The sequence below is a fragment of the Poseidonibacter parvus genome (genome assembly GCF_001956695.1).
GTDB lineage: Bacteria > Campylobacterota > Campylobacteria > Campylobacterales > Arcobacteraceae > Poseidonibacter > Poseidonibacter parvus.
Window position 1 is genome coordinate 1,284,654 of sequence record NZ_CP019070.1, and the last position, 26,009, is coordinate 1,310,662.

The following is a 26,009-nucleotide window of genomic DNA, read 5'->3' on the forward strand; positions in this document are numbered from 1 at the left end:
GTATATTTAGATAGATATTCTTATTTAGTTTTTTATTTTATGAACCAACAATTCCATTATCATTTTTTGTAATAACAACAGTAGCAGACCTAGGCCTAGCTGTTCCTTTATCTGGCCAATTACTTCCATATAATGATGCATTCTTTAAATCTTTAGTTTTTTCACCTGGGTGTTGGATATTTACAAAGATTGTTTTTCCATCAGGAGTTTCAGCAATTCCAGTAATCTCACACTCTTTTGGACCAACTAAAAATCTTTTTAGATTTTTAGTAGAAGCTTCTGCTCCTACTTTTGTAGTTATTGTTTCATCTTGATTATTATTTGTAGGAACATTTTTATTTGTGATTTGTTTACTTCCTCCATCATTGTGTTTTCCAGGAAGAGCAGCAAGCATCATACAGTTTGAGACATCTGTATAAGCACTATCATCAGTTTGTAGCCACATTAACCCTTTTGAAGCCTGACTAAAATATAATCCATCAGGACTTGAAAAGTCATTATCATCTGTTAGTTTTGAAATATTTATATTTCCATTAGCATCAGCTTGTGCACCAAATAAATAAATATCCCAGTTAAAAGTGCTTGCACTTGGATTATTTTCTAGCTCTTGAATTCTCATTATTTGACCATTAACATTTCCATCTCTTGAAGAACTATTTTTTGTATCAGAATAATATCTTGGATTTGATGCATCTAATTGCATACTATTTCCTCTTTTTGAATTATTAGTTAATGTTACGTAGATATCTCCTGTGTTTGGATGAACTCCTGCCCATTCTGGTCTGTCCATTGGAGTTGCTCCTACTGCATCAGCTGCATGTCTAGTATTTACTAATAAATCTCCTAAATCATCAAATGAATATTTTTTATAAGATTTAATATCTTCATTTGACATTGAAAGTTCTAACCACTCTCCTGAACCATCTTCATTAAACTTTGCAACAAAAAGTTTTCCATCATCTAAGTATTTATTTCCAATATCTAATCCACCATTTCTATCTTTTTCATTCCATTTTAATCTTGATACATATTTATAAACATATTCACCTTTTGAATCATCACCCATATAATAAACTAAAGGTTCTCCTTCTTTTACATTTCCTGGCATTGCACCTTCATGTCCCATTCTTCCAAGTGCTGTTCTTTTTCTAGGAGTCATTGTTGGGTTAAAAGGATCAATTTCAACTACCCAACCAAATGTATTTGCTGCATTTCTGTAATCTTCATTTGCTTGTTTTGCATTAGGAATAATATTCCATCTATCATAAAGATCATTATTAGTTTTAGAATTTGCCCAACCATAAGAGCCATCTGACTCTTTTGATCCCATATATCTATTTTGTGTACTAGCTGCTTTTTTATCAGATAATAAAGTACTATTAGATCTTTTAAAATATCCCGCCCAATTTTCTTCACATGTAAGATAAGTTCCCCATGGAGTTAATCCACTAGCACAGTTATTTAAAGTTCCTCTTGTTTGTGAACCATCTTTTGAGTATTTAGTTTTTACTAAATCATGATTTTGTAAAGGACCGTTAATATCTATTGGAGTTTGTGCAGTAATTCTTTTATTAAAAACTGAATTTTTATTTAAATTAAAGCCATTTTTACCTTTTTTGATTTCAATAACTGATACACCATGAGCTGATACTTCTTTATCTATTTGTGCAGCTGTTCTACTTGTTCTATCGTAATTATCCCATTCTTTTTCAGTATGTAAAAATATCTCTGTAATATTTTCATGATTCATACATAATAATCCTCTATTAGAATTATTTAAATCTTTTGCTGTTCCTTCATCATTCATTCCAAAATAAAACATTCCATCATGATGATCTCCAGCTCTATTATTAAAGTCTGTATCTGTTCCATCATTTTTATACTCAGAAGTAAAGTTATTTATAGGATCACCTAATCTATATAATACATCTATGCTATAACCTTCAGGTATTGTAACTACATCATTTAAGTTTTTTGGCACTGGATTAAAATCTAATAGGGCATTTGCTACTGCATTTGAAATACTATTTTTATTACTAGCATGTGCTGTTGAATTTAAACCTAAGAAACTTCCTGCAACAAGTGCTAAACTTCCTTTTATTAAGGTTCTTCTAGAAACTCTAGATTCAATAATTTCTTCTAATGATAGACTATTTGAATTGTTTTTAGAAATTGAATCTTGACCATTTGGTGACATTGGATGATTTTTACTAAGTGGAGTATTCATGTATTTTCCTTTTTTTTATTGATGACATTGTATATATTGGAAATTACAAAATGATTACAAATACTAAGAGTTGTTATTAAGATATATTTATATCTTTTAAACTTGCTTTATTTTACTTTATAGTATAATCCCCAAAAAAATTATGGAGTTTTTAATGGCTAACACTAAAGAAGAATTTAAACAATTAATAGAAGACGTACAATCACAAGACTGGTATAGAAACCCAATTGGATTTGGTATTGCAAGAATAGATAGAGGTCAATTAGACTCATCTAAAGTATTACAAGCAACTTTCCCAATCATTAACTGGAACGAAAACTTTGGAAGTGCAGCTGTTTTATTAAATGCACTTAAAATTGCTGGAGAAAATGTTGATACAAAAGGTACTGAACTTGTTTGTAATATTTCTGATGTATTTTTAGAAGAATGTGTTAAAGCATTTAGTCCTTATATATCTGAAGCAAAAGGTGAAGACCATAAAAATGTTCAAGTTATTTCAACACTTGCATCTTTACCAATTGATTCTGGATTTACTGCTGATGATTACAAAGCTGTATTTATTTTTGAAGATGAAAATGCACAATCGGTTGAAACTTCATATTTAAAATTATATGCATTATCAACTGGAAAAGCAGCAATTCGATCTTTAAATCTAAATGGAATCTTTGGTCAATTACATAATGTTGCTTGGACTGGTAGTACACCAATTGAATTAGATTGGTTAAGAGCAAATGAAATTGCATTAAAATTATCAGGTAAATATCCTACTATTGATATGGTTGATAAATTCCCAAGATTCTTATCTCATGTAATTCCTGCAGATAATACAAGAATTCTAGAAACTTCAAAAGTTAGAATGGGTGCACAATTAGCAGCAGGAACTACTGTAATGCCAGGTGCTGCATACATTAACTTTAATGCTGGAACTGAAGGTTCTGTAATGGTTGAAGGAAGAATTTCTTCATCTGCTGTTGTTGGTGCTGGTTCTGATGTTGGTGGTGGAGCTTCTATTTTAGGTGTTCTTTCAGGAACTGATGGAGTACCTGTTTCTATTGGTGAAAATACATTATTAGGTGCAAATTCTTGTACGGGTACTGCTATTGGAGATGCTTGTATCTTAGATGCAGGTGTAACTATTTTACCAGGAACAAAAATAACATTATCTGAAAAAGCAGTTGCTGCAATCGCAGAAGCTAATCCAGAAAAAGAAATCAAAACTCTAATGAGAGGTATGGATTTCTTAGGTGTTAATGGTGTTCACTTTAGACAAAACTCTGTAAATGGTCAAATTATTGCAATGAGATCAACAAGAGAAATCAAATTAAACGCTGACTTACACTAAAAATTAACAAATACTAAACATAGTTATCCTAATATGTATTATTATATATTAGGATGCTATTATGAAATTAAAACTTCTTACATTTACAATATTTTCAATTCTTTTTCTTAATCTTAATGCAAATGAAACTTATACTAATAATCTTATAAATGAAGATTCACCTTATTTAAAACAACATAGTACTAATCCTGTAAATTGGTACGCTTGGAATCAAACAGCTTTTTCAAAAGCTAAAAAAGAAAATAAACCAATATTTTTATCAATTGGTTATAGCACTTGTCATTGGTGTCATATTATGGAAGAAGAATCCTTTGAAAATAAAGAAGTTGCCAAAATATTAAATAAAAACTATGTATCAATTAAAATTGATAGAGAAGAAATGCCTCACATTGATAAATACTATCAAAATGTTCATAGTTTGTTAAATAATACAAGTGGAGGATGGCCACTTACAGTGATTTTAACTCCAAATAAAAAAGCTTTTTTCGCAAATACATATATTCCTTATGATGCTAGAAATGGTAGTGTTGGAATAAGAGAAGTTTTAAAAAACATTAATGATATTTTCATTAATGAAAATGAAAAAGTTGTAAAAACTGCAAATCAAATCGAAGAAGTTTTAAAAGAATATTCCAATGAAAATATAAAAACTAGTAATATTGATATAAAATTATTAAATAAGTTCATAAAACAAATAGATAAAAATTATGACAAAGAAAACAATGGCTTTACATTAAGACCAAAATTCCCTCAAGCATCAAAAATAGAAACACTTTTAGACATTTATACTGTTACGAAAAATAAAAAAGCCTTAGATATTGCACTAAAAACATTAACAACTATGGCAAAAGGTGGAATATATGACCAAATTGAAGGTGGCTTTTACAGATACAGTGTAGATAAAAACTGGATGATTCCACATTTTGAAAAAATGCTTTACACAAATGCTGAGTTAATAAGCGCATATTCAAAAGCTTATAAAATTACTAATGATAAGTTTTATAAAAAGATTGCAAAAGAGATTATCTCTTTTGTAGAAAAAAGATTTGAAGTGAATAATCTTTATTATAGTGCAAGTGATGCTAGTAGTATTTTTGAAGGAAAAAAAGAAGAAGGATTTTATTTTGTATTTGTTTATGATGAAGTAGAAGAGTTTTTAGAAGATAAGGGTTACAAACAAAAAGAGATTTTAAAAATTTTAAAATATTTTAATATTATATATGAAGGGAATTTTGGACATCATTATAATAATACATATCTAAGTGACAAATCACTAATAAAGATACCAAATAACTTAGAAAAAGTAAAAAAAGATTTAGCATCTTTAAGAAGTAAAAAAGAGTATCCCTTTATTGATTATAAAATCTTAACATCTTGGAATTCTATGTATATTTCTTCTTTATTAGATGCTGGAAAGTTTGATGATAAATATAGTAAAAAAGCACTTCTCAGTCTTGATACAATGATTAAAAAAATATATGTAAATAATACTTTATACCATCAAATAATCAATAATAAACCAGTAAAAGTAAAAGCTTTATTAGAAGATTATTCTTTTTTGATTACTGCACTTTTAAAAGCTTATGATTATTCTCTTGAATCTTACTATCTTACTTTTGCAAAAAAATTAACAAAAGAAGCAATATCAAAATTTTATAAAGATAAAAAATGGAATATGAGTAATGATGATTTCGTTTCAATTGCAGAAATTTACGATGATGCATATAAAAGTCCATTGTCTAATATGCTTGATAATATTCTAAAAATCGCAGTTTTAAATGATGATTTTGCAATGCAAGATATTGCAAAAGAAACTTTTACTTCTAGTTCTTCAATATTATCAACAAGTCCTAGTTCTTCAGCATGGTTAGTTAGAAATTATATAGCTTTTAATAATTCTTATATAGTTTTAAAAGCTACAAAAGATATGTTAAAAGATAAAAATATAGAAAATCTTCCTTTTGTATTGAAAAAAGAAAATATTGATGAAAAGTATTTAGCTTGCAAAATTGGGGTTTGTTTTTCTTATAGTGATAGTTTTAATTCTATAATAAAAAGTATAAAAAAAGAAGCAATTTTAGATAAATAAATATACCTATTAATTATTTTGTATTCTAAAAAGGTATATAATATAAAAAAAGGATGCAAAATGTTAAAAGTTGATTTAAAACAAAAAGAATCTATTGTTATTTTGGAACCTGATGGTGACTTATGTAAGAGTGATTTTAAAAGAGCTAGTGCAATAATTGATCCATATATTTTAGAAAATGACAAACTTAATGGTCTTATTATTCATGTTGAATCTTTTCCTTCTTGGGATAGCTTTTCATCTTTACTTGAGCATTTAAAATTTGTTAATAATCATCACGAAAAAATATCTTATCTTGCTTTTGTAACAGATTCTAGTTTAGGAATTTTTGCAGAAAAGTTTATGGATTTTTTTATTGGTGCAGAAATAAAAACTTTTCCTTTTAATGATATGCAAAAAGCAAAAGATTGGATTTTACAATTGGATAATGAAAAATAAGAGATATTTTAATTAGCCTATAAATGAGTATTGCGTATAATCGCGAATACTAAATAAATAAAAAAGAGTAATATGATAGAGCTATCAAATATTTCAAAATCTTATGCACAAAAAGAGTTGTTTTCAAATTTAAATTTTAGATTAAATTCTGGAAATAAAATTGGATTAGTAGGAAGAAATGGTAGTGGAAAATCTACACTATTTAAGATAATATTAGGCGAAGAACATAGTGATGATGGAACTATAAGCATTCCAAAAGGTTATAAAATTGGTTCACTTAAACAGCATTTAGTTTTTACTGAAAAAACTGTAAGACAAGAGGGTGCTTTAGCTTTAAGTGAAGAAGACCAATATAATGTTTATAAAGTAGAAAAAATTCTGTTTGGGCTTGGTTTTACACAAGATGATTTAGAAAAAGATCCTATGAGTTTCTCAGGTGGTTATCAAATTAGAATCAATCTTGCAAAACTTTTAGTTACTGAACCAAACTTACTTTTACTCGATGAGCCTACAAACTACCTTGATATTCTTTCTTTAAGATGGTTAAAATCTTTTCTAAAAACATTTCCTGGTGAAGTAATCATTATTACACATGATAGAAACTTTATGGATAGTGTAACTACTCATACAATGGGATTAGTTCGAAGAAACTTAGAGATAATACCAGGAAATACTCATAAGTTTTATGCACAATTAGCAAGTAATGATGAACATTTTGAAAAACAAAAACTTTCACAAGATAGAAAAAGAAAAGAGCTTGAAGAGTTTATTGCTAAAAATAAAGCGAGAGCTTCAACAGCAGCACAAGCACAATCAAAACAAAAAGAGCTAGATAAAATGGAAGATTTGGGTTCACTTGTTCATGATAGTACTTTAGATTTTGATTTTAATTACAAAGATACTCCTGCAAAAGTTTTACTTGATATTAAAGATGTAAGCTTTGGTTATAGTAGTGATAATATTTTATTTAAAGATATCTCTTTTACATTAAAAAAAGGCGAAACATTAGGAATCATTGGAAAAAATGGTAAGGGTAAATCTACACTATTAAATGTAATAGCAGGTGAATTAAAACAATTAAGTGGGAAAGTTGATTATCATGGAAGCTCAACTTTTGGTCATTTTGGGCAAACAAATATTGATCATTTAAATCCAGCAAATACTATTATGGATGAAATTTATTTAGGTAATCCAAAACTCCCAGAAGCAATTGTACGAGGTATATCAGCTTCAATGATGTTTACAGGAGATGATATAAAAAAGAAAGTATCACTTCTTTCAGGTGGAGAAAAATCAAGAGTAATGCTTGGAAAAATTTTAGCTACTGATGTTAATATTTTGTTTCTTGATGAGCCTACAAACCACCTTGATATGGAATCTATTGATTCTTTAACAAAAGCAATTGAGAATTTCGATGGCTCTTGTATTGTTGTAACGCATAGTGAAGAGTTACTTCGTAGAGTTTGTGATAGACTGATAATCTTCTCAAAAGGTGGAGCAGATTACTTTGATGGTGGATATGATGACTTCTTAGAAAAAATTGGTTGGGAAGATGAAGATTTAGGAGAAAAAGTTAAAAAAGCTCCTAAAATAAATAAAAAAGATAATAAGAAACAAAGAACATTTTTGATTAATGAAAGAAATAAATTAACATCACCATTAAAGAAAAAAGTTGATAAGTTAGAGTCTGAAATTATGGAAATTGAAGACATAATCGAAACAGAACAACACGAACTAATTCAAGCATCGAATGCAGGTGATAACTCAAAAGTAATTGAACTATCAAAAACTGTACGAGAAAATGAACAAAAAGTTGAAGATAAATTCGAAGAATTAGAAATTTCACAATTAAAACTTGATGAAATTACAGAAGAATACGAAGAAAAATTAAATCACTTATAAAAGGAAATAGAATGATAACAAGAAAAGAAGTAAATGAAAGAATGAGTAGGGTAGTTGAACACAATGGAACAGTATATTTAGCTGGAATCGTATCAGATGATAAAACATTAGATATCAAAGGACAAGCGCAAAGAGTTTTAGCAATCGCTGAAAAAAGACTTGAAGATATTGGAAGCTCAAAGCATGACATTTTAAGAGTTGAAATTTTTGTAAAAGATATTTATAGAGATTTTGCTGGATTTAACTCTGTTTGGGACGAATGGGTTTCAAAAGAAAATCCTCCTGCACGTGCTTGTGTTGAAACAAATATGGCAAGTGTTGAAACTTTAGTTGAAATTATTGTAACAGCTGCTAAGTCTTAAAAAATCAAATAGAAAAAGATAAAACTCTTTTTCTATTTATTTGGAATAAAATACATAACACTTTCGTATATACCTTCCATATAATGCCGTATAAAGACCTTATAATCATTTCTAATTTCTAGTACTATTTGTGGTACTTTGTACCAATCTTGGGCTTTATGATAGATACAAATGGCAAGAATAGGGTGATATTTTAATATAGTTTGTTTTGAACCCATAATTGCATCTTGCTCTGCACCTTCAATATCAAGTTTTATAAAATCTACTTTTTCTTTTATTAGATTATCTAAAGTGTTTATATCTTCAGCTTGATAGTCATGGTAGCAATTATCTTTTACTTCTTGTTCTTGTATAGCCTTAATCTCTTCTTTTCCTAATCCACAGTTTATGAACTTTATATCTCTTTGATTTGGAAAGTTTTTTTTAGCAATTCCTATATGTAAATTATTTGGTTCAATACAATATATTTTATTATAGTCAGGAAATTCTTTTATTATTTGAGGAAGAGTATCTCCAATATAAGCTCCACCATCAACGAAGTTTATATTTTCAATTTTAGGAATGATATCTTTATCGAAATATTGTTCTTCATGATTATTAGTAAAACCCTCCATAAAGTCTAAATCAAATGATATTTTAAAGTTGATTACTTTAGTAAATACTTCTTTTGATTTTTCATCTTCTAATAAATCATAAGTTTGTTTGTATTTTGATTCATTTTTTAGAAAATCTTCTTTAAAATCCATAATAAAAGGAGGGTGAACTAAATCAAGTTTTGAATATTTTATAAGTGCAAGATAGTTAAAGTGTGTATATCCTAGCTCATCTAGTTTATTTTTTACTTCAAGAGGACTTCCTGATGCAGTTACAAGAATAATAGAGTCTTTAGGAACTTCTTCAATTTGTAGAATAGATTTTTTTCTAGAAGTATGAACTCTTGAAAAATCATCGATAATACCATCAACTTCAATTTGTTTTGCTACGCATTTACCAAGCTTATTGATTCCTAGAATATATTTCTTTATTTTTGAATCAGAGATAAAAAGTTCAACTAACTTTTTATCTTTTTCATTAATATAATCAAGTCCTACTAAATTCATATATTAATCTTCAAGTAAAAGTTTAAAACTTTTTTCTGTATACAGTTTTAAAGTATCACCTTTTAAAGATTTTAATTCATTTGAAAAACCAGTTTTTGTAAATAGTACAAAGATATCAGGTTCAAAACCTATTTCTTTACAAGTATTTTTTAAATTTGTAAGTTCACTTTTTTTAACTTTTGAGTTTGAATATTTACAAGAGGCTGCTATTAATTTTCCTGATGTTGTTCTTGCTATTAAATCAATATTATTGTTTTCATCCCAATATTTACCACTATTTTTTAACTTATCATCTTTATAAAGATCTGTTAGTAATTCAAGACATAATTCTTCAAAAACAAAATCTGTAAATTCAGCTTCTCTGTTTTCATAGTTTTTATAAAACTCTTCATACTTACCTTCTTTAATTCCTTTATAAATTGGAGAAATAAAAGCATACCAAAATCTTAAAAATGGAGTTGTAAATAATAGCTTTTTAGCAACTTTATTATCACCTCTTTGATTTGTGATAAAGTGTTGTGAAGCTTCAACTTCAATAACTCCACGTTCACTTAATTTTTCAACACATTTCATACCTTCTTCAAAGCTTACAAAAGCTCTTTTAAAAGATGTAGTTGTTCTTCTATCACCAAGTGCTATTCCACTTAAAATGGCTTGGTCAACATTATAACCACCTGTAAAAAGTGTAAGTTCATTTTTTAAGTATGAGTATTTGTTTAAAATTTCTTTTTCAATTAATTCTTTTAAAGGAATAGTTGTATCAATTTTTATATCTAAACCTCCAAAGATTGTGAAGTATTTAATGGCAGTTTCCATATCTTTTGGTTTGTTTTTTTCACAGAACTTTTTGAATTGTTTTTTAGTTGCATCGTCTATTAGTAAGATGGTAAATCCTTTGTATTATATTTCTATTTGTATTTTTGCAAAAAACTGTTTAAAGAGTTTGCAAATTGTTGTGAATCTTTAGCGCTAAAAGCAGCAGGGCCTTTTGTCATTTCTCCACTATCTCGTATTTCTTGCATAAGGTTTCTGTATGCAAGATACTGTTTTATATTATCTTCTGTATACATAGCACCTCTATGATCAATTGCATGTGCTTTTTTAGATATAACTCTATCTGCTAGAGGAATATCTGCTGTTATTACTAAATCATTTTCTTTTAATAGTTCAACGATTTTATTATCAGCTTCATCGGCTCCTGCTTCTACAATCATATATTTTACATATTGTGATTTTCCTATATTTATTTTTTTATTTGCTATTACAATTGTTTCAAGTTTTAATCTTTCAATTGCTCTTATAACAATAGGTTTTAAAAGGTTCGGGAAAGCATCTCCATCTATATATAATATCATAATTTTTCTCTTTTTATTTTTTGTAAATTCCGTAATCTTTGCCATTTTATTTTATTAAATTGTCTATAAATAAGTAAACATCCAATATCAAAACCAAAGTAAAAAACGCTGATTCCACTTGGTGGATTTGCACTACTTATAAATGTAATCTTATCAAACCAAACCTCTGGCCAAACCCAACATTCAAAGTATGTTCCTAAAAGTTCTAAGTAAACTATCATAAAAAACATAACAAGAAAGAAAAGTTTTGTATGTGGCTTTTTATTTAGTAAATAAATAATTACTAACATACAAATAAAACCAAATACATCATTTGCAAAGATTAACCATGCTGTTGAGTATATTATCATTAATACATAAAGTATTTTGATAACTAGCTCTTTATTCTCTTTTAAAACAGCTTCTTTTGAAATATAAAAAACTCCTGCATATATAATACTATGTCCCAAAGGAACATAAAAAGGCAGGTTTTCTAGTCTATAAGTATACATACCAAGAACAAGAGAAAAAAACACTTCACCAAAAAATGCTAAAATAAGACCATAAAGCATAAGCTTTTTTATTTTTGCAGATACTTTAAAATATATCCATATAAAAGTAATAAGTGTAATAAAATTAGCTATAAATTGACTATTAATAAATTTATTTGAAATATCTTTACTATCTAGAAAAAGTCCTAAGAAGAGTGCAAATAATACAGGTAAATAAATATGTGAATATTTATACTTATACATCAAATTCTAAATAAATCTTTTGGGTTAATATGTGCTGAATTTTTTGTTGCTTGAAATGTTAAGTTTTTGTTCACTCTTCCTACTACATAACCTTTTTTAATCCATTTACCAACCTTTAGTGTTGGTGCAATTTCATCTAAATGTGAATAAATAGTATGTAGTCCATTTTCATGTTGTATTATCACAACATTTTCAAGCATTCCTGAGTTCTTCTTTGCATATACTACTTTTCCATTTAAAACAGATACAACCTTTGCTTTTGGTCTTTTTGTCTTTAAAACAATAGATTCATTGAATAGTTTAATTTTATAAATAGGGTCATAATATGTTCCAAACTTTTTAACTACATTAAAAGATTTTAATGGAGCTATTGTTCTTTTACCTCTATATCTAACAACTTTAACACCTGAAGTAGAAGAACCTATTTTCTTTACATCCAAGTTTAAATTTTTAGCATATTTTTGGTTTCTTACTTCTGCTGTTTGAATTGTTTCTTCTTTTGCTTGCGTTTTACTTTTGCTTTTACTTTTCTTTGCATTTCTTCTTTTTTTCGCTTCTGCTTTTTTCTTTTTTAATGCAAGAAGTCTTTGAATTTTTGCTCTTCTAATTCTTTCTTTTTTTAGTTCTGCTTCTTTTAAAATATTTAAATTTGATAAAAGTTTTTTAAGTGATTCTTGCTGTTCTACAACTTTTTTTAATTCTTTTTGATATGACTTGTGTTGATCTTCTAAATTAACTAAAGACTTAGAGTGCTTATTTTTTAGAGTATTTAATGTCTTTTTTGTTTTCTTTCTTTTTTCAATATAAGAAGAGATTTTTTCAATTTTCTTTTTATTTATTTTTGTATTGTTTGTTAGTAAATCATAGTTATTATCAAGTTTTAAAATTTGATCTTTAGAATTTTCTGAAAGAATAGTATATATCTCGCTATCAATTAACTCTCCTAGCGTATTTTTAGAAGCTAATTTGAGTGCAATAGAGGTAGAAAAGTCTTCAATAATAGTATCAACTATTTGTTCTTCGTTACCTTTTTTTTCTTTTATTAAGTTTGAAGATTTTGTTCTTAGTTGAGCAAGTTTTGATTTTGATTCTTCTAATAAAACTTCATGTTCATTAATATCTGAGTTTACTTTTTTTATATCTTTTTCTAACTTAATAATATTTTTATTTTGATCTGCAATTTTATTTGCAAGAGATTTTACTTTTTGTGATGTTTGTTTCTTCTTTGATGCACTTTTATTTAAGTTACTTTTATTACTTTTAATTTTTTTATCAATTACTTGTGTTGATGAAAATGAAATACTACTAAAAATAAATAGCAGTAAGAATAATATTTTATTCATCATTTATTTTATACTTTAACAATACACCAAGTATTGTAAAAATTGAAATAGTAAAAGATAAAATAAATAGTTTAAATAGTTCATAATTTAAATCAATTTGAACATTTATTATCTCATGTAACTCAATTGGAAATAGCAAAATCATATTATTTGAAATATAATATAAGAAAGCACCAACAATTAAGAAAGCTAAAAATGAACTTATAATTGCATAGTTTAAAACAGTAGAGGCACTATATAAAACAGATGCACCATGTAATCTTAAAATTGCAATTCTAGTGCTATGTTCATGAAACCATAGTTTAATTTGTTTTGCAATTATTATAATTGCAAAAATTGTAATAATAAAAAATAGTATAAAAGAGATACTACTTAAAAGAACTAAAAGTAAATAAGTTTGATTATGGTTTTTATAAAAAACTTCTACTTTTCTTATATTTTTATTCTGAAGTAGAGTTTCTTTTATAGTTTCAAGTTCACTTGTAGTTGGGAAAACTTCTAAATATATTTGATAAAAATGCGGAAGTTTCTTTTTTAATAACTCTACTGAACTAGTAGATAGATTTGATTTTATGTCATTTATAATTTTTTCATTAGGTAAGGTTTGAATTCTTTCAACTTTTATACCTGCTAATTCATCTATGTTTTCTTTAATCAATGGTGTGTTTGTAACTATTACTATTGAATAGTCTCTTGATATTTTCTTCTTGTAATTTTCTACTACATTATCAATTAATAAATATAGTGAAAATGTAAGAAGCATCGCACATAAAGGAATTAAAAAAGCAAATATATTTTTAAGAAACTTCATATACCATACCATCCTCTAAAGATAACTGTCTAAATTTTATTCCTAAGTTTTTAGGAACTCTATGTGTTACAACAACTATTGTAATTCCAAGTTGTTCATTTGCACCTTTTAATAAATTCCATACAACTTCAGCTGAATAATCATCAAGATTTCCTGTTGGTTCATCTGCAATGATTATTTTTGGATTATGTGCTAAAGCTCTTGCAACTGCAACTCTTTGTTGCTCTCCACCACTTAATTCGTTTGGATAATATCCCGCACGATGTGATAGTTTTACATGTGATAGTAGTTTTTTAGCTTGGTCTTTTGATATTTCATTTGAATAGCCATTAATTTTTAATGGAATCATAATATTTTCTTCAATTGTATATTCATTTACAAGTTTATAGTCTTGAAAAATTACTCCAATATCTTTTCTTAAAACTCTAAGTCTTTTCCCTTTTATACCAAAAACTTCAACACCATCAATTTTTAAACTACCATGTTTTAATGGAATTTCTCCATAAAAAGATTTTAATAAAGTAGATTTCCCACTACCTGAATTTCCACCAATAAAGATGAATTCTTTTGGTTTAATAGAAAAGTTTCCTTTTTTTATAATATATTTATTATCATCATAAGATAAGTATATATTTTTAGCTTCAAGCATTAGTTTAGAATCTCTTTTAGCTTTTTATGAGCTTTAATATTTGAGCTTGTTGGAAGAGGTGAACCTTGATAGTAATCTAATTTACCATTTCTAATTATTATATATTTACTTACAGGTCTATCAAAATTACCCATTGTAATTTGAATTAAACCAGAATTTTCTTCATTTAGAATTGTAAATAAATCCTCAATATGTACAAAGAAATCTTTTTCTACAATTGATTTTGTAGGAAGTTTTGATATCTTTTCTTCATAATTGATTTCAAAATCAAAAGTAAAATCTTTTTCGATTACAAGTGCTTTATCTTCTGTATGAGATAATAAAACGACATCATAAATGTTTTTACCTTGTTTTTTCCATCTATCTTCATATTTACTTGAAATTTCTAAATCTTTGTTTATGTCAATTGTAATTTTTCCAGTAGGCAAGTTTGTTAATAACTCAGTACAATAATCAAAATACTTTCTACTATCAGTTCTAAGCTCAAGCGTACCTTCAACTTTTAAAACTCTTAATGCTTCATTTATAAACTCATTTGAATAGATTCTTCTATGAGGTTTTTTATCCCAAGGAACAGGGAAGTGTACGAATATTCTTCCTACTTTATTTGAATCAATAAATTCCATGAAAAGTCTTGCATCATAATTTACAATCAATACATTTGTTATATCTTGCATTTTCATTTGTTTTAAAGCTTGTTCAATTGATGGAGTATGAATTTCTAAACCAATAAATTGAATATTAGGATTATTTTTTGCTTGATGTAAAAGATGCCTTCCGCTACCAAATCCAACTTCAATTTGTATTTCTTTATCTGTTTGAAATTCATCAACAAAATAGTTGATATCTTTTAAAAACTCTTTTTGAGGTGGAGCTTTTTGATGAATACTATGAGTATTTGAAAATACAATTGTTGGTTTAATAGAATCTGTATATGCATTTAATGCATCCTTTACAACAGTAATAGGTGCAACTCTTGTTATCTTGTCGATTTTGATCATTTGATCATCATCTTTATCTTTTAGTGTTAATAAAAAATCTTTGTTTTCATTTTTAACTGCAATTTTATATTCAGTATTTCTTTGGTGTGAGGTAAAGTTATATGATTTTGCAATAAATTTAAAATCTACACCATCTTTTGAAGATGGTGTATTAATTAATTCTGCTTTGTTAAATACAATATGAGGCATATTCTAAAACTACTTTTTTACAGATATTTTTGGAAGAATTAATGATGCATCATCAGTTTTTTCAGACATTAATCCATAAGTATCATTTGCTTGAATTGAATATCTATATTCAACTCCTGTTATAATATTATTATCTTCAAATCTTGTATCTCTAACATCTGTAAACTTTTCAGTTTTTGATTCGAAGAAATTTAACATTGTTTTTTTATAAACATTATATGAAATAGCTCTATTATCAGCAGCTGTCCAATTTAAAATTGCTTTTGAACCTTGAATTTGAGCTAATGTAATAGTTGGTTTCCCTGGTTTATTTAAACTAGTACCTTTAACTGCATCAATTTTTGATGAACTTTTTAAGTTGTCTTTATCAACTGCTATTACTTTATAAAAATACTCTTTTCCATCTTCATCAACTTTATCAGTGTAAACAAAAGTATTTTTATTAACTTCTTTTACTTTTGAAAAACCAAAAGATTTAATAGAACTTCTATGAATTTCATATTTTAATACATCATGTGTTGATGATGCGTCCCAAGATACTAATATTTTTTTAGGTTCAGTTGTTGTTGCTGCTAAGTTTTGAACACCCATTGGTAAAGCTTTTGTTTTAGCTGTTACAACTTCACTAGGCTTTGTTGAAACATCTTCAAAAGTATAAGCAGTAACTCTATATTTAAAAGTTTCATTATTATCTAAACTATCATCGATATATTCAGATTGAAGTCTTCCTTTTACTTTTTCTTCAGTATTCCATTCATTTAGTGTTGAGTTGAATTTTTCAATTTTATAATATTCAACTCTTAAATCAGGATGCGGTCTCCAAATAACTTTAATTCTATTTGGTAAATCTGATAATGCTTGAACAAAACTAACAGGAACTATTCTTGGTAGAGTTTGTGTTATGTATGCACTTGTAGTATTTGATTCTACGCCATTAGCAGCTTTAGAAGAAATTTGGTAAACATATTTTGTATTTGGTTCAAGTTCCGTATCAACGAAATGAGTAGCATATTTATTTTTTACAGTATCAATAAGCTTAAGTCTTCTACCATCTTTGTGCATATTAGCTCTGTAAAAATTATAACCAATAACTCTAGGATCTTCTACTTTTTTCCATTCAAAAGCAATTGCTGTCATATCAGAAATTGATTTTAATGTTGTGTTGTCAATAATTTCTAGTGTTTCATCAATTTTTGGTTTTGCTGGTGTATTTAAATTATTGTTTAAGTTATTACAACCACTAAGTAAAAGAAGTAAAGCTGTTAATGATGTTGTTTGCATCAATTTTGTCATGTATGTTCTCCATTTGAAAATGTTTTTTTAAAAATTCATTCATGTCATCTGGTAAATCCGCTTTAAATGTCATTAACTCTCCGCTTCTTGGATGAATTAAATACAGATTATATGCATGTAAATAAAATCTATTTATTGTATTTAAATCGCCCTTAAAACCATATAAATTATCACCGAGTATGTGCCTATTCATCGAACTTAAGTGAACTCTTATTTGATGAGTTCTACCTGTGAATAATTTCGCTGCAATTAATTCAAAATTTTCATTTTTTGATAGATCAATTTTTTTAAATGCTGACTTTGCATTTCTTCCATTTTCTTCAATTGACATTTTAAGTCTATTATTTGCATTTCTTCCAATTGGTTTATCTACTATTACATCATCTTTTAAAGGTAAATCAGTAATAGCAAGGTAATATCTACCCATTGTTTTATCTTGCAATTGTTCTGATAAAAGTGCGTGTGCTTCGTTTGTCTTTGCAACAACCATAACGCCAGTTGTTCCTTTATCTAGTCTATGAACAATTCCATGTCTTTCTTCGCCACTAATAGTGGAAAGGGATATTTTTTTCAATTTTAACCAATCAACTAGTGTTGCATCTTTTACACTTGGTGCATCATGAATTGTTAAATTTGCAGGTTTATTTAATACTAAAATATCTTCATCTTCATAAATTATTTTTACATCTTTGCCTTCTAAAGATTTCTTAATAAATTCTTCATCTTTTACTGGATTTATTTCTGCTTGTGGAAAATGAACATCGATTATTTGATTTTCTTTAAGTTTTAAACCTGATTTTACAACAGTTTTACCATCTACTTTTACAAACTCTTTTTTTATAAGTTGTTCTATTTGATTTCTTGAAGCATCAATTTGTGATGCTAAGAATTTATCTAATCTATTTGCTTCTTGAACAATAAAATTTTTATACATTTTTAGATACTCTTTCACTATGCGTTTATTTGATAAGAGAATTATTTCCCATTTTGATTATTTGTTAATACTTTTTGTTTTACCTTTGATATATTTATCATATCATCTAATTAGTGAAACAAATGAAATATTAGCGAATAAACAATTAATATACTTTACACTTTCATTTTTTGCTTTTATTATAGTATTTATTTTACCAATTAGAAAAAAACTTCGATGGATTCCTTTTCTTTATTGGCTAGGAATCTTTCTTTTAATTGCAGTTGAATTCTGGGGTGTTACAAAACTAGGTGCTAAAAGGTGGCTTCCTTTACCTATTTTAAATACAACAATGCAGCCTTCTGAACTAATCAAACCTATATACATTTTGATGCTTGGGTATTTAATTCATAATAGACCTCCACCAAAAAATGGTTATGGTTTTAACGATTTTGTGTATTTTTCTTTTTATATATTATTACCTTTTGTTTTAATTGCTAAAGAGCCTGATTTAGGTACTGCATTAGTATTATTACTTGTGGGTTATGGAATTTTATTTATTGTTGGAGTTAATTGGAAAATTTGGACTTCTATACTTTTAGTTATTGGAATATCATCACCTTTTATTTATACATATTTAATCAAAGATTATCAAAAGAAAAGAATAAAAGATTTTATTTCTGAAAAACCAAGTTATCACGTACAACAATCAATCATCGCAATTGGTTCAGGTGGTTTAGTTGGAAAATTAAGTGAAGAAGCAACACAAACACAGCTAAAGTTTTTGCCTATTGCTACAAGTGATTTTATTTTTGCATATTTTGTTGAAAGATACGGATTTTTAGGTGCAATTGGATTAATCTTTTTATATGGATTATTAATAGCTCATTTGCTAACTTTAAATTATTACTTTAAAGATGATTACGTCATCCGGGTATTTGCCTCAGGATTGGGGCTATTACTGTTTTTTAATATGAGTGTAAATATTTTAATGGTTATTGGTTTTGCACCTGTAGTTGGTCTTCCTTTACCTTTATTTTCATATGGGGGAAGTTCTTTTATTAATTTTATTGTGATTTTTGCAATTTTGGAGAACTTATTAGCCTTTAGATATATGGATTTATATAATTATGAAAGAAAACTATAAAAAGCCTTTACAGGCTTTTTATTATTCTATTATTTCTAAGATTCTTTCGATTCTTTGAAGATTACCTTCTAAAACTAAATTATCATTATTTTCCTCATAGGCATTTTGATTAAAAAGTAATAGTTCTTCTAATTTTCTTTTTATTTGTAACTCTTTTTCATTTATGTTTTTTGTTTCAAAATCTTTTTCAAGTTTGTAGCTTAGATTTGAATTGACTTCAAGTAAAAAACTTAAAGAGTATTCAACTTCTTCGCCTTCATAATAACTTCTATTTATAATAAAATGATCAGATGAAAAGCTAATATCATCCATTTCTCTTGAAAGATAAGCCATTTTAACTAGACCTTTTATATTATTAATTAAATCTTCTTTGAAATAAATTTCATCTAATTTATCTAAAATATCCATCACTTTTTTTAAGTCAAATTCACTTAAAAGTTTTTCTTGTATTTGTTCTAAATTCATTTTTTATAAAACCTTTTAATTTTCATTTCTTAGTATTTCTCTAAGAATTTCTAAGTCATAAATACTTTTACCACAACTTAATTTATTTGTTATTATATTTGTAAATTTTTCTTCATTTTTATCAACATAAGTATAATCTAATACATAATCCTTTTTCAAAAGTTTTAATGTGTTTTCATCTTCACAAAGAGAGTCTTGAACTTGTGATTTAAACTTATTTATATTTAGTTTTGAATTTGCTTCAATATTATCAAGTAAATAAGTATAATAAATATTCTTCTCTTTTATATCAATATTAATCAAATAACTAAAAGAATCAACTTTTAAAGGAAGACTCTTTTTGAAGTTATTTATTTCACTTTTTATTGCATAATCTTCAAAAAAATAAACTCTTAATAAATCATAAGCTTGAAATAATGAGAAGAAAAGATTTATTGTTATAATTACTCTTGCTAAAAAAGACCAAAGTTTATTACCAATATAGTTTAAGGCACTTTTTTGTACTGCTATAAAAATAAATATAGAATATATAAAAATTAAAAAATAAATAGTGATACTAAAAAACATTTCACTATTATTTCTATGAAATTCTACTTCATTAAAACTATTATCAATAAAAAAGTTAATCATAAGGCTTATAAATACAAACCATAACCAAAAAGTTATACTTAAGCTAATTTTTCCTTTTATTAGTTTCTTTAAATATGATTCTTCTGTAATCATTTTGTCCCTTTAATAATATCTATATCGTACATTAAATCTTAGTTTAGTTGTTGTTTTTGGTTTAGGATAATCTTTATACGCTATTTGAATTAATCTTAATGTATATTTATCAAATACTTCATATCCAGATGAATTTATAATCCTCAAGTTCGAAATATCTCCATTTGGATGGAATAAAAATTCAACTACATTTTTTCCAGATAATCTTCTTTGTATTGCTAGTTGTGGATATCCTAATCTTGTTAACACTCTTTGTGTTATTACTTGAAAACTATTGAAATTTTTCTTTATAAAAGCTTTTTGAACTTTTGTAAATGTTTCAAACTCTTTACCGTATAATTTTTGAATATCATCTAATATTCTTTTATCAATAGGATCAGGTTGTGATAAAAAGTCTTCTAAAGTTCTATTTTTTACAGCTTGTAATTTTTTCTTTGACGGTAACTTTGTTACTCTTTTTTTATCATAAGTAATCTTTTTAGGTGCTTTAACTAATTTTTTTGCTACTTTTTTTGTTATAGGTCTTTTTTTCGTAACTTTTTTTACTCTTTTTTTAACAATTTTTCTTTTTTCAAGAAGTTTGGGTTTTGTAACTTTAGCTTTAAGAATTTCTTTTTTGACAATTTTCTTTTCTTTTTTAATTTTTGCAAAAATAACATTTGCTTTTTTCTCTTTTTTTATTTCATTTTTAACTACTTCTTGCTTTTTTTGAAGTTCATAATCATTGAATATAAATAAATGTAAAGATATTGAAATAATAAAGCTAAGTATAATAAGTTTCATAACGTGATTATAGTAGAATAACGCTAATAGAAAATTAATAGGAATATAAATGTTTGATAATTCAATAAAAGCATATACTCAAGCTTGTGAAGTAATACCAGGTGGTGTTGATTCTCCCGTTCGTGCATTCAAAAGTGTTGGAGGAACTCCACCTTTTATAACTAAAGGAAAAGGTGCATATATTTATGATGTAGATGACAATAAATACTTAGATTTTGTACAATCATGGGGACCTTTGATATTTGGTCATTGTGACAGTGATGTTGAAGAAGCTGTTATTAAAACTGTTAAAAATGGTTTGTCTTTTGGAGCTCCAACAGAACTTGAAACACAATTAGCACAAGAAATTGTTGATATGTATGATTATATTGATAAAGTTAGATTTGTAAGTTCTGGAACTGAAGCTACAATGTCTGCAATTAGATTAGCACGTGGTGTTACACAAAAGAATGATATTTTAAAATTTGAAGGATGTTATCACGGACATTCTGATTCATTACTTGTTCAAGCAGGTTCTGGCTTAGCTACTTTTGGAACTCCAAGTTCTCCTGGTGTTCCAGCTGATTTAACTAAACATACTTTAGTTTGTGAATACAATAATATTGAAAACTTAAAAAAATGTTTTGAAGATTCAAATGATATTGCTTGTATTATTATTGAACCAATTGCAGGGAATATGGGATTAGTTCCAGCTACTGAAGAATTTTTAAGTGCTTGTAGAGAATTATGTGATAAAAATGGTGCTTTATTAATTTATGATGAAGTAATGACAGGGTTTAGAGTTTCTTTAACAGGAGCTTCTGGAATAGTTGCTGCAAAGCCAGATATTATTACTTTTGGTAAAGTAATTGGTGCAGGAATGCCAGTTGGTGCTTTTGCAAGTTCTTGTGAAATCATGAATTATCTTTCTCCAGATGGTGCAGTTTATCAAGCAGGAACTTTAAGTGGAAACCCAGTTGCAATGACAGCAGGATTAACAAACCTTAGAAAATTAAAAGCAAATCCAAATGTTTATACTGAACTTAATAATAAAGCTTTACGATTAGTAAATGGCTTAAAAGAAGTTGCAAGTGCAAATAACATTCCTTTACAAGTAAATACTAGAGGTTCTATGTTTGGTTTCTTCTTTTGTGAAGAACAACCTTTTAATATCAAACAAGTAGCAAAATGTGATTTTGATAGATTTGCTAAATTTCATCATGAAATGTTAAAAAAAGGTTTCTATTTTGCTTGTTCACAATATGAAGCAGGTTTTATATCAACTGTTATGACAAATGACGATATTGATGAGTGTATTAGTGCAGCATCAGAAGTAATGAAAAGTTTATAAAAGGAATAAAATGATTAGTTTTAAAAATGTTGAATTAGTAAAAAAAGCAAATATTTATTTTGATGGTAATGTTACAAGTAGATCATTTATTGATGGAAATGGTGAAAGTAAATCTTTAGGTATTATGATGCCTGGAACTTATAACTTTGGAACACAAGAAGCTGAGTTAATGGAAATTTTAGCAGGTGAGGTTGAAGTTAAACTAGCAGGTGAGGATACTTGGAATACATACACAGCTGATACTTCTTTTAGTGTAATTGCAAATTCAAACTTTGATATTAAAGTGAAAACAATAACTGATTATTGTTGTTCATATATTAAATAGGTTTCAAGATGGCAAATAAAGAAGAAAAAATTACTCCAAAACATAGAGATAAACTTGAAGCTTTAGATAATTTATCTTTAGGTATTTCAATGGTAGCAGCAGTTGCTATTGGTTTTGGAATTGGATATGGATTAAAAGCACTTTTTGAAATTGATTGGTTATTGTGGCTTGGAGTATTTTGGGGAATAGCAGCAGCTGGTCTTAATGTATATAGAGCTTATAAACGAGCTCAAAAATCTTATGAGGGTATGGAAGATGACCCTAGATATTCTTATAGAGCTAAACATGGGGATAAGAAATACGACGACGATGAAGATTAATCAATCTATTAAAAATTTTGCACTAGTATTTATTGTACTTGATCTTTGTTTGATTATTTATGCTTTAGTATTTAATACACCAATATGGTTGTTAAATACTCAAGTAGCTTTTGTCTCATCATTACTTATTACTATTGCTTCTTTTTTATCTTATAGAAAAAATATAAATAGAAGACTTTCAAATCTTGATTTATCAAAAGAAATTAAAACTCAGAGTAGGGATAAAGTTGATGAAATAGATGATCCTTATGATTTATATACTGAATATGAAGAAGTTCCAGAAGAAGAATTAACACCTGAAAAGATAAAAGAGATTATTACTGAGGAAAAGTCTAAAGTAAAAAAGAATTCGGTTAAAAATACTATCTTTTCTGCAACAGGTTTTTTATCAATATATAGAATTTTAGGTTATGGAACATTAATATTTGGTTTCTTTGCTTTAAATAATAATAAGCTATTTATTCCAATAGCTTTTATAATTGGATTAGGAATTGTTCCTATTGGAGTATTATTCTCAAAGCTTTTAGAGAAAAAATAAAAGCTTTGAAAGATTAATATTAAATAACTAGTGGTAAATCTATACTTATTTTATTTTCATTACATGTTAAAATAAAAGAGCTATCTTCTTTATATTGAAGAAGTTCTTTTATTGCATTTTTATTAGATGTTATTTCAACTGCAATTAATGAATACTTTTTCCCATCAATTCTAATATATTCTCCAATTTTAAGTAAAATAGAACATTCAATACTATCCGAGCCATCAAAAGCATCAAATACTTGATTTAATGTTTTTATAAATAAACTTGCATCAAGTTTAAATTCAGGAATTGAAGGGTCATAATTTTTAGAATAAGTAGTATTCGTTTTAATTTTATTTGTAGAAATTGCTAAATCTACAAGTGTAAAAATATTTGTACTATTTATATTTTTTATATTAAGAGTTGATTCTTTCTTTACCATTGCACTTTTATAAAGTTTCATATGAATTTCATCTTCATTATCATATTTAACAGTAATTGCATAAAATGTATAATTTTGCATACTTATGTCAATATATGAAGTTTGTGCTCCAAAAGATTTTGGAGCATACTGTAAAGCCATATCATAAAGCTCTTTTGGTTTTATTCTATTTAATAAAAACTGAGCTTCTGAATTACTAAATAAAATCTTCGACGTAGAAGAAAAAGTGATAATAGGGTTTAAGTCTAGCTCAACCCAATCTTCAAAAAAATCCATTTTCTAACTTTCTACGTAATTCTTAAGGTTTTTACCAACTTTTGGATGCTTTAACTTCTTAATAGCACTAGATTCAATTTGTCTTACTCTTTCTCTTGTAACTGAAAGTTCTTTTCCAATTTCTTCTAATGTTCTATCACTAGCATCATGCATAAGTCCAAATCTCATTCTAACAACGGCTTGTTCTCTTTCATTAAGTTGAGCTAAGATTTGATCAATTTGACCTTGTAAATCTTCTTTCATAATATTATCAACAGGAGTTGGAGCTTTTTCATCAGGAACAAAATCACCAAATTTACCATCATCATCAGAACCAATAGGTGCTTCAAGTGATACAGGCTCTTTAGTAATTTTAATTACTTGCTTAACTTTATCAACAGGTAATCCAACTTCTTTAGAAATTTCTTCAACATCTGGCTCTTTACCATTTTCTTGAATACCTTTTCTAATAATTTTATTAATTCTATTAATAGTTTCAATCATATGTATTGGAATTCTAATAGTTCTAGCTTGATCCGCAATTGCTCTAGAAATTGCTTGTCTAATCCACCATGTTGCATAAGTAGAGAATTTGTATCCCTTTTTATACTCAAATTTATCAACAGCTTTCATTAAACCAATATTACCTTCTTGAATTAAATCTAGGAATGGTAAACCTCTATTTGTATATCTTTTTGCAATAGATACAACAAGTCTAAGGTTTGATTTTGCCATTCTTGTTTTAGATTTATCAGTAATATCTTTACCACGTTTAATTTGCTCTAATACATCTTTAAGTTCTTCTGGTTCTAAATCAAAACCATCTTTAGAAGCTTCTGCTGTTTGAAAAAGTTTTTTGATTTCCATATATGTAGAAACCATAGTTGCTTCAGGAACCATAGTAGTAATTTGTACTTTTGTTAAATTTACAATATTATCTAAAATCTTTTGGTGATTTTGTAATAAAGTATCATTAAATAAAGGTAATTTATACTCTAATCTTTTAAGCTCATGCTCAAATCCTGTATCAGATTTAAGTGCAGTTTCCATAGCTTTTACAATTTCAGTAATTAGTTTAGACGTAGGTCCAAGGTCTAATAATGCTTCTTTTAAGATTCTTTTTTTGAAAGCAATTGCTAAGTTGTGTTGCATTTGGTCAGCATCTTCTTCAGATTTTGCAGTCTCTTTTGTTAAGAATTTAAGCCAATCTTTTTTTGCTTTTTCTAGTATTTTGAAAGCATCAACAATAGTTTGTGCTCTTTTATCAAGTTTCTTTTGTTTTTTCCCATCTGCTTTATCATCATCAGAATCATCAGTTTCTGTTTTATCATCATCAGATGAATCATCAGAATCTTCATCGTCAAAGTTTCTGAATAATTCTTTTACTTTTCTTTCTCTATTTACTAAAGGTTCTTTGTACTCTAAAATAAAATCTATTAAGTATGGTACATAACAGATTGCATCAAGAATTACATCTTCACCCATTTCAATTTTTTTAGAAATTTCAATTTCTTCTTCTTTAGTAAGTAAAGGAATTTGTCCCATTTCTCTTAAGTACATTCTAACAGGAGAATCAGATCTAGACCATTCTAATAATTCTTTATTTTTCAGAAGATCATAAACATCATCTTCATTCATTATTAGTTTTTCTCTTTGTTCTTTTCTCTTCTTAGCTTCTTCTGCATTCATTCTTTTTGCTTGTTCTTGCGAACTAATTACAGTAACGTTATATAATTGTATGAAAGCTAAAAGTTTTTTTACATTAGCACCCGATGGTGCTTTTGGAAATATTTTAATGATTTTTTCATAAGTAAGAATAGAGTCTTTGTACTCTTTAACCGTTTGTTCAATTGCTTTATTTAAATCTTTTGCGCTCATATATCGAACATCCTCTTTTTAAAATAGATGGATATTATACCCAAAAGAGCTGAAATTTCGATTAGTTTAGTTT

At 26.9% G+C, this 26,009-nt stretch carries 26 protein-coding genes; 10 read left to right on the forward strand and 16 right to left on the reverse strand.

The window, feature by feature from the left end:
• Positions 1-37 precede the first annotated feature (37 nt).
• Positions 38-2,227: a PhoX family protein gene (locus tag LPB137_RS06380; RefSeq protein ID WP_228144697.1), complete on the reverse strand. Its 2,190-nt coding sequence runs from the start codon at positions 2,225-2,227 to the stop codon at positions 38-40.
• Between the two features lie 154 nt (positions 2,228-2,381).
• Between LPB137_RS06380 and LPB137_RS06385 the strand changes: the two genes are divergently transcribed.
• The 5 genes from LPB137_RS06385 to LPB137_RS06405 all read left to right on the forward strand — a co-directional run bounded on the left by LPB137_RS06385 (position 2,382) and on the right by LPB137_RS06405 (position 8,360).
• Positions 2,382-3,569 (forward strand): tetrahydrodipicolinate N-succinyltransferase N-terminal domain-containing protein, encoded by a 1,188-nt coding sequence (locus LPB137_RS06385; RefSeq protein WP_076085931.1) that lies wholly within the window; start codon positions 2,382-2,384, stop codon positions 3,567-3,569.
• A gap of 61 nt (positions 3,570-3,630) precedes the next feature.
• A complete protein-coding gene (locus tag LPB137_RS06390) occupies positions 3,631-5,658 on the forward strand; it encodes a thioredoxin domain-containing protein (protein WP_083657152.1) in 2,028 nt (675 codons plus the stop codon).
• 60 nt (positions 5,659-5,718) lie between these two features.
• Entirely contained in the window at positions 5,719-6,096 is a 378-nt protein-coding gene (locus LPB137_RS06395) for a SpoIIAA family protein (protein WP_076085933.1), read from the forward strand.
• 72 nt (positions 6,097-6,168) lie between these two features.
• Positions 6,169-7,998 carry an ABC-F family ATP-binding cassette domain-containing protein gene (locus LPB137_RS06400; protein WP_076085936.1) on the forward strand — a complete coding sequence of 610 codons (1,830 nt, stop codon included), beginning with the start codon at positions 6,169-6,171 and terminating at the stop codon, positions 7,996-7,998.
• An 11-nt stretch (positions 7,999-8,009) separates the two neighbouring features.
• Entirely contained in the window at positions 8,010-8,360 is a 351-nt protein-coding gene (locus LPB137_RS06405; RefSeq protein WP_076085939.1) for a RidA family protein, read from the forward strand.
• Positions 8,361-8,392: 32 nt separating this feature from the next.
• Here the strand turns inward: LPB137_RS06405 and LPB137_RS06410 are convergent, their stop codons facing one another.
• The 10 genes from LPB137_RS06410 to LPB137_RS06455 form a co-directional block, all read right to left on the reverse strand.
• Entirely contained in the window at positions 8,393-9,460 is a 1,068-nt protein-coding gene (locus LPB137_RS06410) for an FkbM family methyltransferase (RefSeq protein WP_076085942.1), read from the reverse strand.
• A 3-nt stretch (positions 9,461-9,463) separates the two neighbouring features.
• Positions 9,464-10,276 (reverse strand): DUF234 domain-containing protein, encoded by an 813-nt coding sequence (locus LPB137_RS06415; RefSeq protein WP_172802468.1) that lies wholly within the window; start codon positions 10,274-10,276, stop codon positions 9,464-9,466.
• Between the two features lie 92 nt (positions 10,277-10,368).
• On the reverse strand, positions 10,369-10,815 hold the full coding sequence (locus LPB137_RS06420) for a YaiI/YqxD family protein (protein ID WP_172802469.1): 447 nt from the start codon (positions 10,813-10,815) through the stop codon (positions 10,369-10,371).
• A complete protein-coding gene (locus LPB137_RS06425; protein ID WP_076085948.1) occupies positions 10,812-11,549 on the reverse strand; it encodes a hypothetical protein in 738 nt (245 codons plus the stop codon). Before LPB137_RS06425 ends, LPB137_RS06420 begins: the two co-directional genes overlap by 4 nt.
• Positions 11,549-12,895, reverse strand: coding sequence for a murein hydrolase activator EnvC family protein (locus LPB137_RS06430; protein WP_228144698.1), 1,347 nt, complete (start codon positions 12,893-12,895; stop codon positions 11,549-11,551). Before LPB137_RS06430 ends, LPB137_RS06425 begins: the two co-directional genes overlap by 1 nt.
• Complete coding sequence (locus LPB137_RS06435; RefSeq protein WP_076085951.1) at positions 12,885-13,703, reverse strand: cell division protein FtsX; 819 nt, start codon at positions 13,701-13,703, stop codon at positions 12,885-12,887. Before LPB137_RS06435 ends, LPB137_RS06430 begins: the two co-directional genes overlap by 11 nt.
• The gene (locus LPB137_RS06440; RefSeq protein ID WP_076085954.1) at positions 13,690-14,352 is read right to left on the reverse strand and encodes a cell division ATP-binding protein FtsE; all 663 of its coding nucleotides are present in this window, start codon (positions 14,350-14,352) and stop codon (positions 13,690-13,692) included. Before LPB137_RS06440 ends, LPB137_RS06435 begins: the two co-directional genes overlap by 14 nt.
• Positions 14,352-15,542, reverse strand: a complete 1,191-nt coding sequence (gene trmB / locus LPB137_RS06445; RefSeq protein ID WP_076085957.1) for a tRNA (guanosine(46)-N7)-methyltransferase TrmB — start codon at positions 15,540-15,542, stop codon at positions 14,352-14,354. The genes LPB137_RS06440 and trmB overlap by 1 nt, the downstream gene beginning before the upstream one ends.
• A gap of 9 nt (positions 15,543-15,551) precedes the next feature.
• Positions 15,552-16,835 (reverse strand): fibronectin type III domain-containing protein, encoded by a 1,284-nt coding sequence (locus LPB137_RS06450; RefSeq protein WP_228144699.1) that lies wholly within the window; start codon positions 16,833-16,835, stop codon positions 15,552-15,554.
• Positions 16,783-17,769 carry an RluA family pseudouridine synthase gene (locus LPB137_RS06455; protein WP_076085960.1) on the reverse strand — a complete coding sequence of 329 codons (987 nt, stop codon included), beginning with the start codon at positions 17,767-17,769 and terminating at the stop codon, positions 16,783-16,785. Before LPB137_RS06455 ends, LPB137_RS06450 begins: the two co-directional genes overlap by 53 nt.
• Before the next feature lie 19 nt (positions 17,770-17,788).
• Here LPB137_RS06455 and LPB137_RS06460 point away from each other — a divergent pair, with 19 nt between their 5' ends.
• Positions 17,789-18,895: an FtsW/RodA/SpoVE family cell cycle protein gene (locus tag LPB137_RS06460; RefSeq protein ID WP_076085963.1), complete on the forward strand. Its 1,107-nt coding sequence runs from the start codon at positions 17,789-17,791 to the stop codon at positions 18,893-18,895.
• Positions 18,896-18,916: 21 nt separating this feature from the next.
• Here LPB137_RS06460 and LPB137_RS06465 read toward each other — a convergent pair whose 3' ends face one another.
• Genes LPB137_RS06465 through LPB137_RS06475 form a run of 3 tightly spaced genes read right to left on the reverse strand, consistent with a single transcriptional unit; the run spans position 18,917 to position 20,866 of the window.
• Positions 18,917-19,360: a hypothetical protein gene (locus LPB137_RS06465; RefSeq protein ID WP_076085966.1), complete on the reverse strand. Its 444-nt coding sequence runs from the start codon at positions 19,358-19,360 to the stop codon at positions 18,917-18,919.
• Positions 19,361-19,375: 15 nt separating this feature from the next.
• Positions 19,376-20,083: a hypothetical protein gene (locus LPB137_RS06470; RefSeq protein ID WP_076085969.1), complete on the reverse strand. Its 708-nt coding sequence runs from the start codon at positions 20,081-20,083 to the stop codon at positions 19,376-19,378.
• A gap of 9 nt (positions 20,084-20,092) precedes the next feature.
• A complete protein-coding gene (locus tag LPB137_RS06475) occupies positions 20,093-20,866 on the reverse strand; it encodes an energy transducer TonB (protein WP_076085972.1) in 774 nt (257 codons plus the stop codon).
• 49 nt (positions 20,867-20,915) lie between these two features.
• Here LPB137_RS06475 and hemL point away from each other — a divergent pair, with 49 nt between their 5' ends.
• The 4 genes from hemL to LPB137_RS06495 are packed head-to-tail and all read left to right on the forward strand — an operon-like array spanning position 20,916 to position 23,379.
• Positions 20,916-22,196: a glutamate-1-semialdehyde 2,1-aminomutase gene (gene hemL, locus LPB137_RS06480; RefSeq protein ID WP_076085976.1), complete on the forward strand. Its 1,281-nt coding sequence runs from the start codon at positions 20,916-20,918 to the stop codon at positions 22,194-22,196.
• Between the two features lie 10 nt (positions 22,197-22,206).
• Positions 22,207-22,521 (forward strand): pyrimidine/purine nucleoside phosphorylase, encoded by a 315-nt coding sequence (gene ppnP / locus LPB137_RS06485; RefSeq protein ID WP_076085979.1) that lies wholly within the window; start codon positions 22,207-22,209, stop codon positions 22,519-22,521.
• A gap of 8 nt (positions 22,522-22,529) precedes the next feature.
• Positions 22,530-22,841 (forward strand): AtpZ/AtpI family protein, encoded by a 312-nt coding sequence (locus LPB137_RS06490; RefSeq protein ID WP_076085982.1) that lies wholly within the window; start codon positions 22,530-22,532, stop codon positions 22,839-22,841.
• Positions 22,831-23,379, forward strand: a complete 549-nt coding sequence (locus LPB137_RS06495) for a hypothetical protein (RefSeq protein WP_076085985.1) — start codon at positions 22,831-22,833, stop codon at positions 23,377-23,379. The genes LPB137_RS06490 and LPB137_RS06495 overlap by 11 nt, the downstream gene beginning before the upstream one ends.
• Before the next feature lie 19 nt (positions 23,380-23,398).
• Here LPB137_RS06495 and LPB137_RS06500 read toward each other — a convergent pair whose 3' ends face one another.
• Both LPB137_RS06500 and rpoD read right to left on the reverse strand, forming a co-directional pair.
• On the reverse strand, positions 23,399-24,079 hold the full coding sequence (locus LPB137_RS06500; RefSeq protein ID WP_076085988.1) for a hypothetical protein: 681 nt from the start codon (positions 24,077-24,079) through the stop codon (positions 23,399-23,401).
• A 3-nt stretch (positions 24,080-24,082) separates the two neighbouring features.
• Positions 24,083-25,936, reverse strand: coding sequence for an RNA polymerase sigma factor RpoD (gene rpoD, locus LPB137_RS06505; protein WP_076085991.1), 1,854 nt, complete (start codon positions 25,934-25,936; stop codon positions 24,083-24,085).
• Between the last annotated feature and the right edge of the window lie 73 nt (positions 25,937-26,009).

Coding starts and splice junctions, on each gene's coding strand:
- rpoD (WP_076085991.1), bottom strand. CDS start 25,936: ATGAGCGCAAAAGATTTAAATAAAGCAATTGAACAAACGGTTAAAGAG.
- LPB137_RS06475 (WP_076085972.1), bottom strand. CDS start 20,866: ATGAAACTTATTATACTTAGCTTTATTATTTCAATATCTTTACATTTA.
- LPB137_RS06465 (WP_076085966.1), bottom strand. CDS start 19,360: ATGAATTTAGAACAAATACAAGAAAAACTTTTAAGTGAATTTGACTTA.
- hemL (WP_076085976.1), top strand. CDS start 20,916: ATGTTTGATAATTCAATAAAAGCATATACTCAAGCTTGTGAAGTAATA.
- trmB (WP_076085957.1), bottom strand. CDS start 15,542: ATGCCTCATATTGTATTTAACAAAGCAGAATTAATTAATACACCATCT.
- LPB137_RS06500 (WP_076085988.1), bottom strand. CDS start 24,079: ATGGATTTTTTTGAAGATTGGGTTGAGCTAGACTTAAACCCTATTATC.
- LPB137_RS06400 (WP_076085936.1), top strand. CDS start 6,169: ATGATAGAGCTATCAAATATTTCAAAATCTTATGCACAAAAAGAGTTG.
- LPB137_RS06410 (WP_076085942.1), bottom strand. CDS start 9,460: ATGAATTTAGTAGGACTTGATTATATTAATGAAAAAGATAAAAAGTTA.
- LPB137_RS06450 (WP_228144699.1), bottom strand. CDS start 16,835: ATGACAAAATTGATGCAAACAACATCATTAACAGCTTTACTTCTTTTA.
- LPB137_RS06415 (WP_172802468.1), bottom strand. CDS start 10,276: ATGGAAACTGCCATTAAATACTTCACAATCTTTGGAGGTTTAGATATA.
- LPB137_RS06440 (WP_076085954.1), bottom strand. CDS start 14,352: ATGCTTGAAGCTAAAAATATATACTTATCTTATGATGATAATAAATAT.
- LPB137_RS06420 (WP_172802469.1), bottom strand. CDS start 10,815: ATGATATTATATATAGATGGAGATGCTTTCCCGAACCTTTTAAAACCT.
- LPB137_RS06495 (WP_076085985.1), top strand. CDS start 22,831: ATGAAGATTAATCAATCTATTAAAAATTTTGCACTAGTATTTATTGTA.
- LPB137_RS06430 (WP_228144698.1), bottom strand. CDS start 12,895: ATGATGAATAAAATATTATTCTTACTGCTATTTATTTTTAGTAGTATT.
- LPB137_RS06405 (WP_076085939.1), top strand. CDS start 8,010: ATGATAACAAGAAAAGAAGTAAATGAAAGAATGAGTAGGGTAGTTGAA.
- LPB137_RS06380 (WP_228144697.1), bottom strand. CDS start 2,227: ATGAATACTCCACTTAGTAAAAATCATCCAATGTCACCAAATGGTCAA.
- LPB137_RS06460 (WP_076085963.1), top strand. CDS start 17,789: ATGCGTTTATTTGATAAGAGAATTATTTCCCATTTTGATTATTTGTTA.
- LPB137_RS06490 (WP_076085982.1), top strand. CDS start 22,530: ATGGCAAATAAAGAAGAAAAAATTACTCCAAAACATAGAGATAAACTT.
- LPB137_RS06470 (WP_076085969.1), bottom strand. CDS start 20,083: ATGATTACAGAAGAATCATATTTAAAGAAACTAATAAAAGGAAAAATT.
- LPB137_RS06385 (WP_076085931.1), top strand. CDS start 2,382: ATGGCTAACACTAAAGAAGAATTTAAACAATTAATAGAAGACGTACAA.
- LPB137_RS06455 (WP_076085960.1), bottom strand. CDS start 17,769: ATGTATAAAAATTTTATTGTTCAAGAAGCAAATAGATTAGATAAATTC.
- ppnP (WP_076085979.1), top strand. CDS start 22,207: ATGATTAGTTTTAAAAATGTTGAATTAGTAAAAAAAGCAAATATTTAT.
- LPB137_RS06395 (WP_076085933.1), top strand. CDS start 5,719: ATGTTAAAAGTTGATTTAAAACAAAAAGAATCTATTGTTATTTTGGAA.
- LPB137_RS06390 (WP_083657152.1), top strand. CDS start 3,631: ATGAAATTAAAACTTCTTACATTTACAATATTTTCAATTCTTTTTCTT.
- LPB137_RS06425 (WP_076085948.1), bottom strand. CDS start 11,549: ATGTATAAGTATAAATATTCACATATTTATTTACCTGTATTATTTGCA.
- LPB137_RS06435 (WP_076085951.1), bottom strand. CDS start 13,703: ATGAAGTTTCTTAAAAATATATTTGCTTTTTTAATTCCTTTATGTGCG.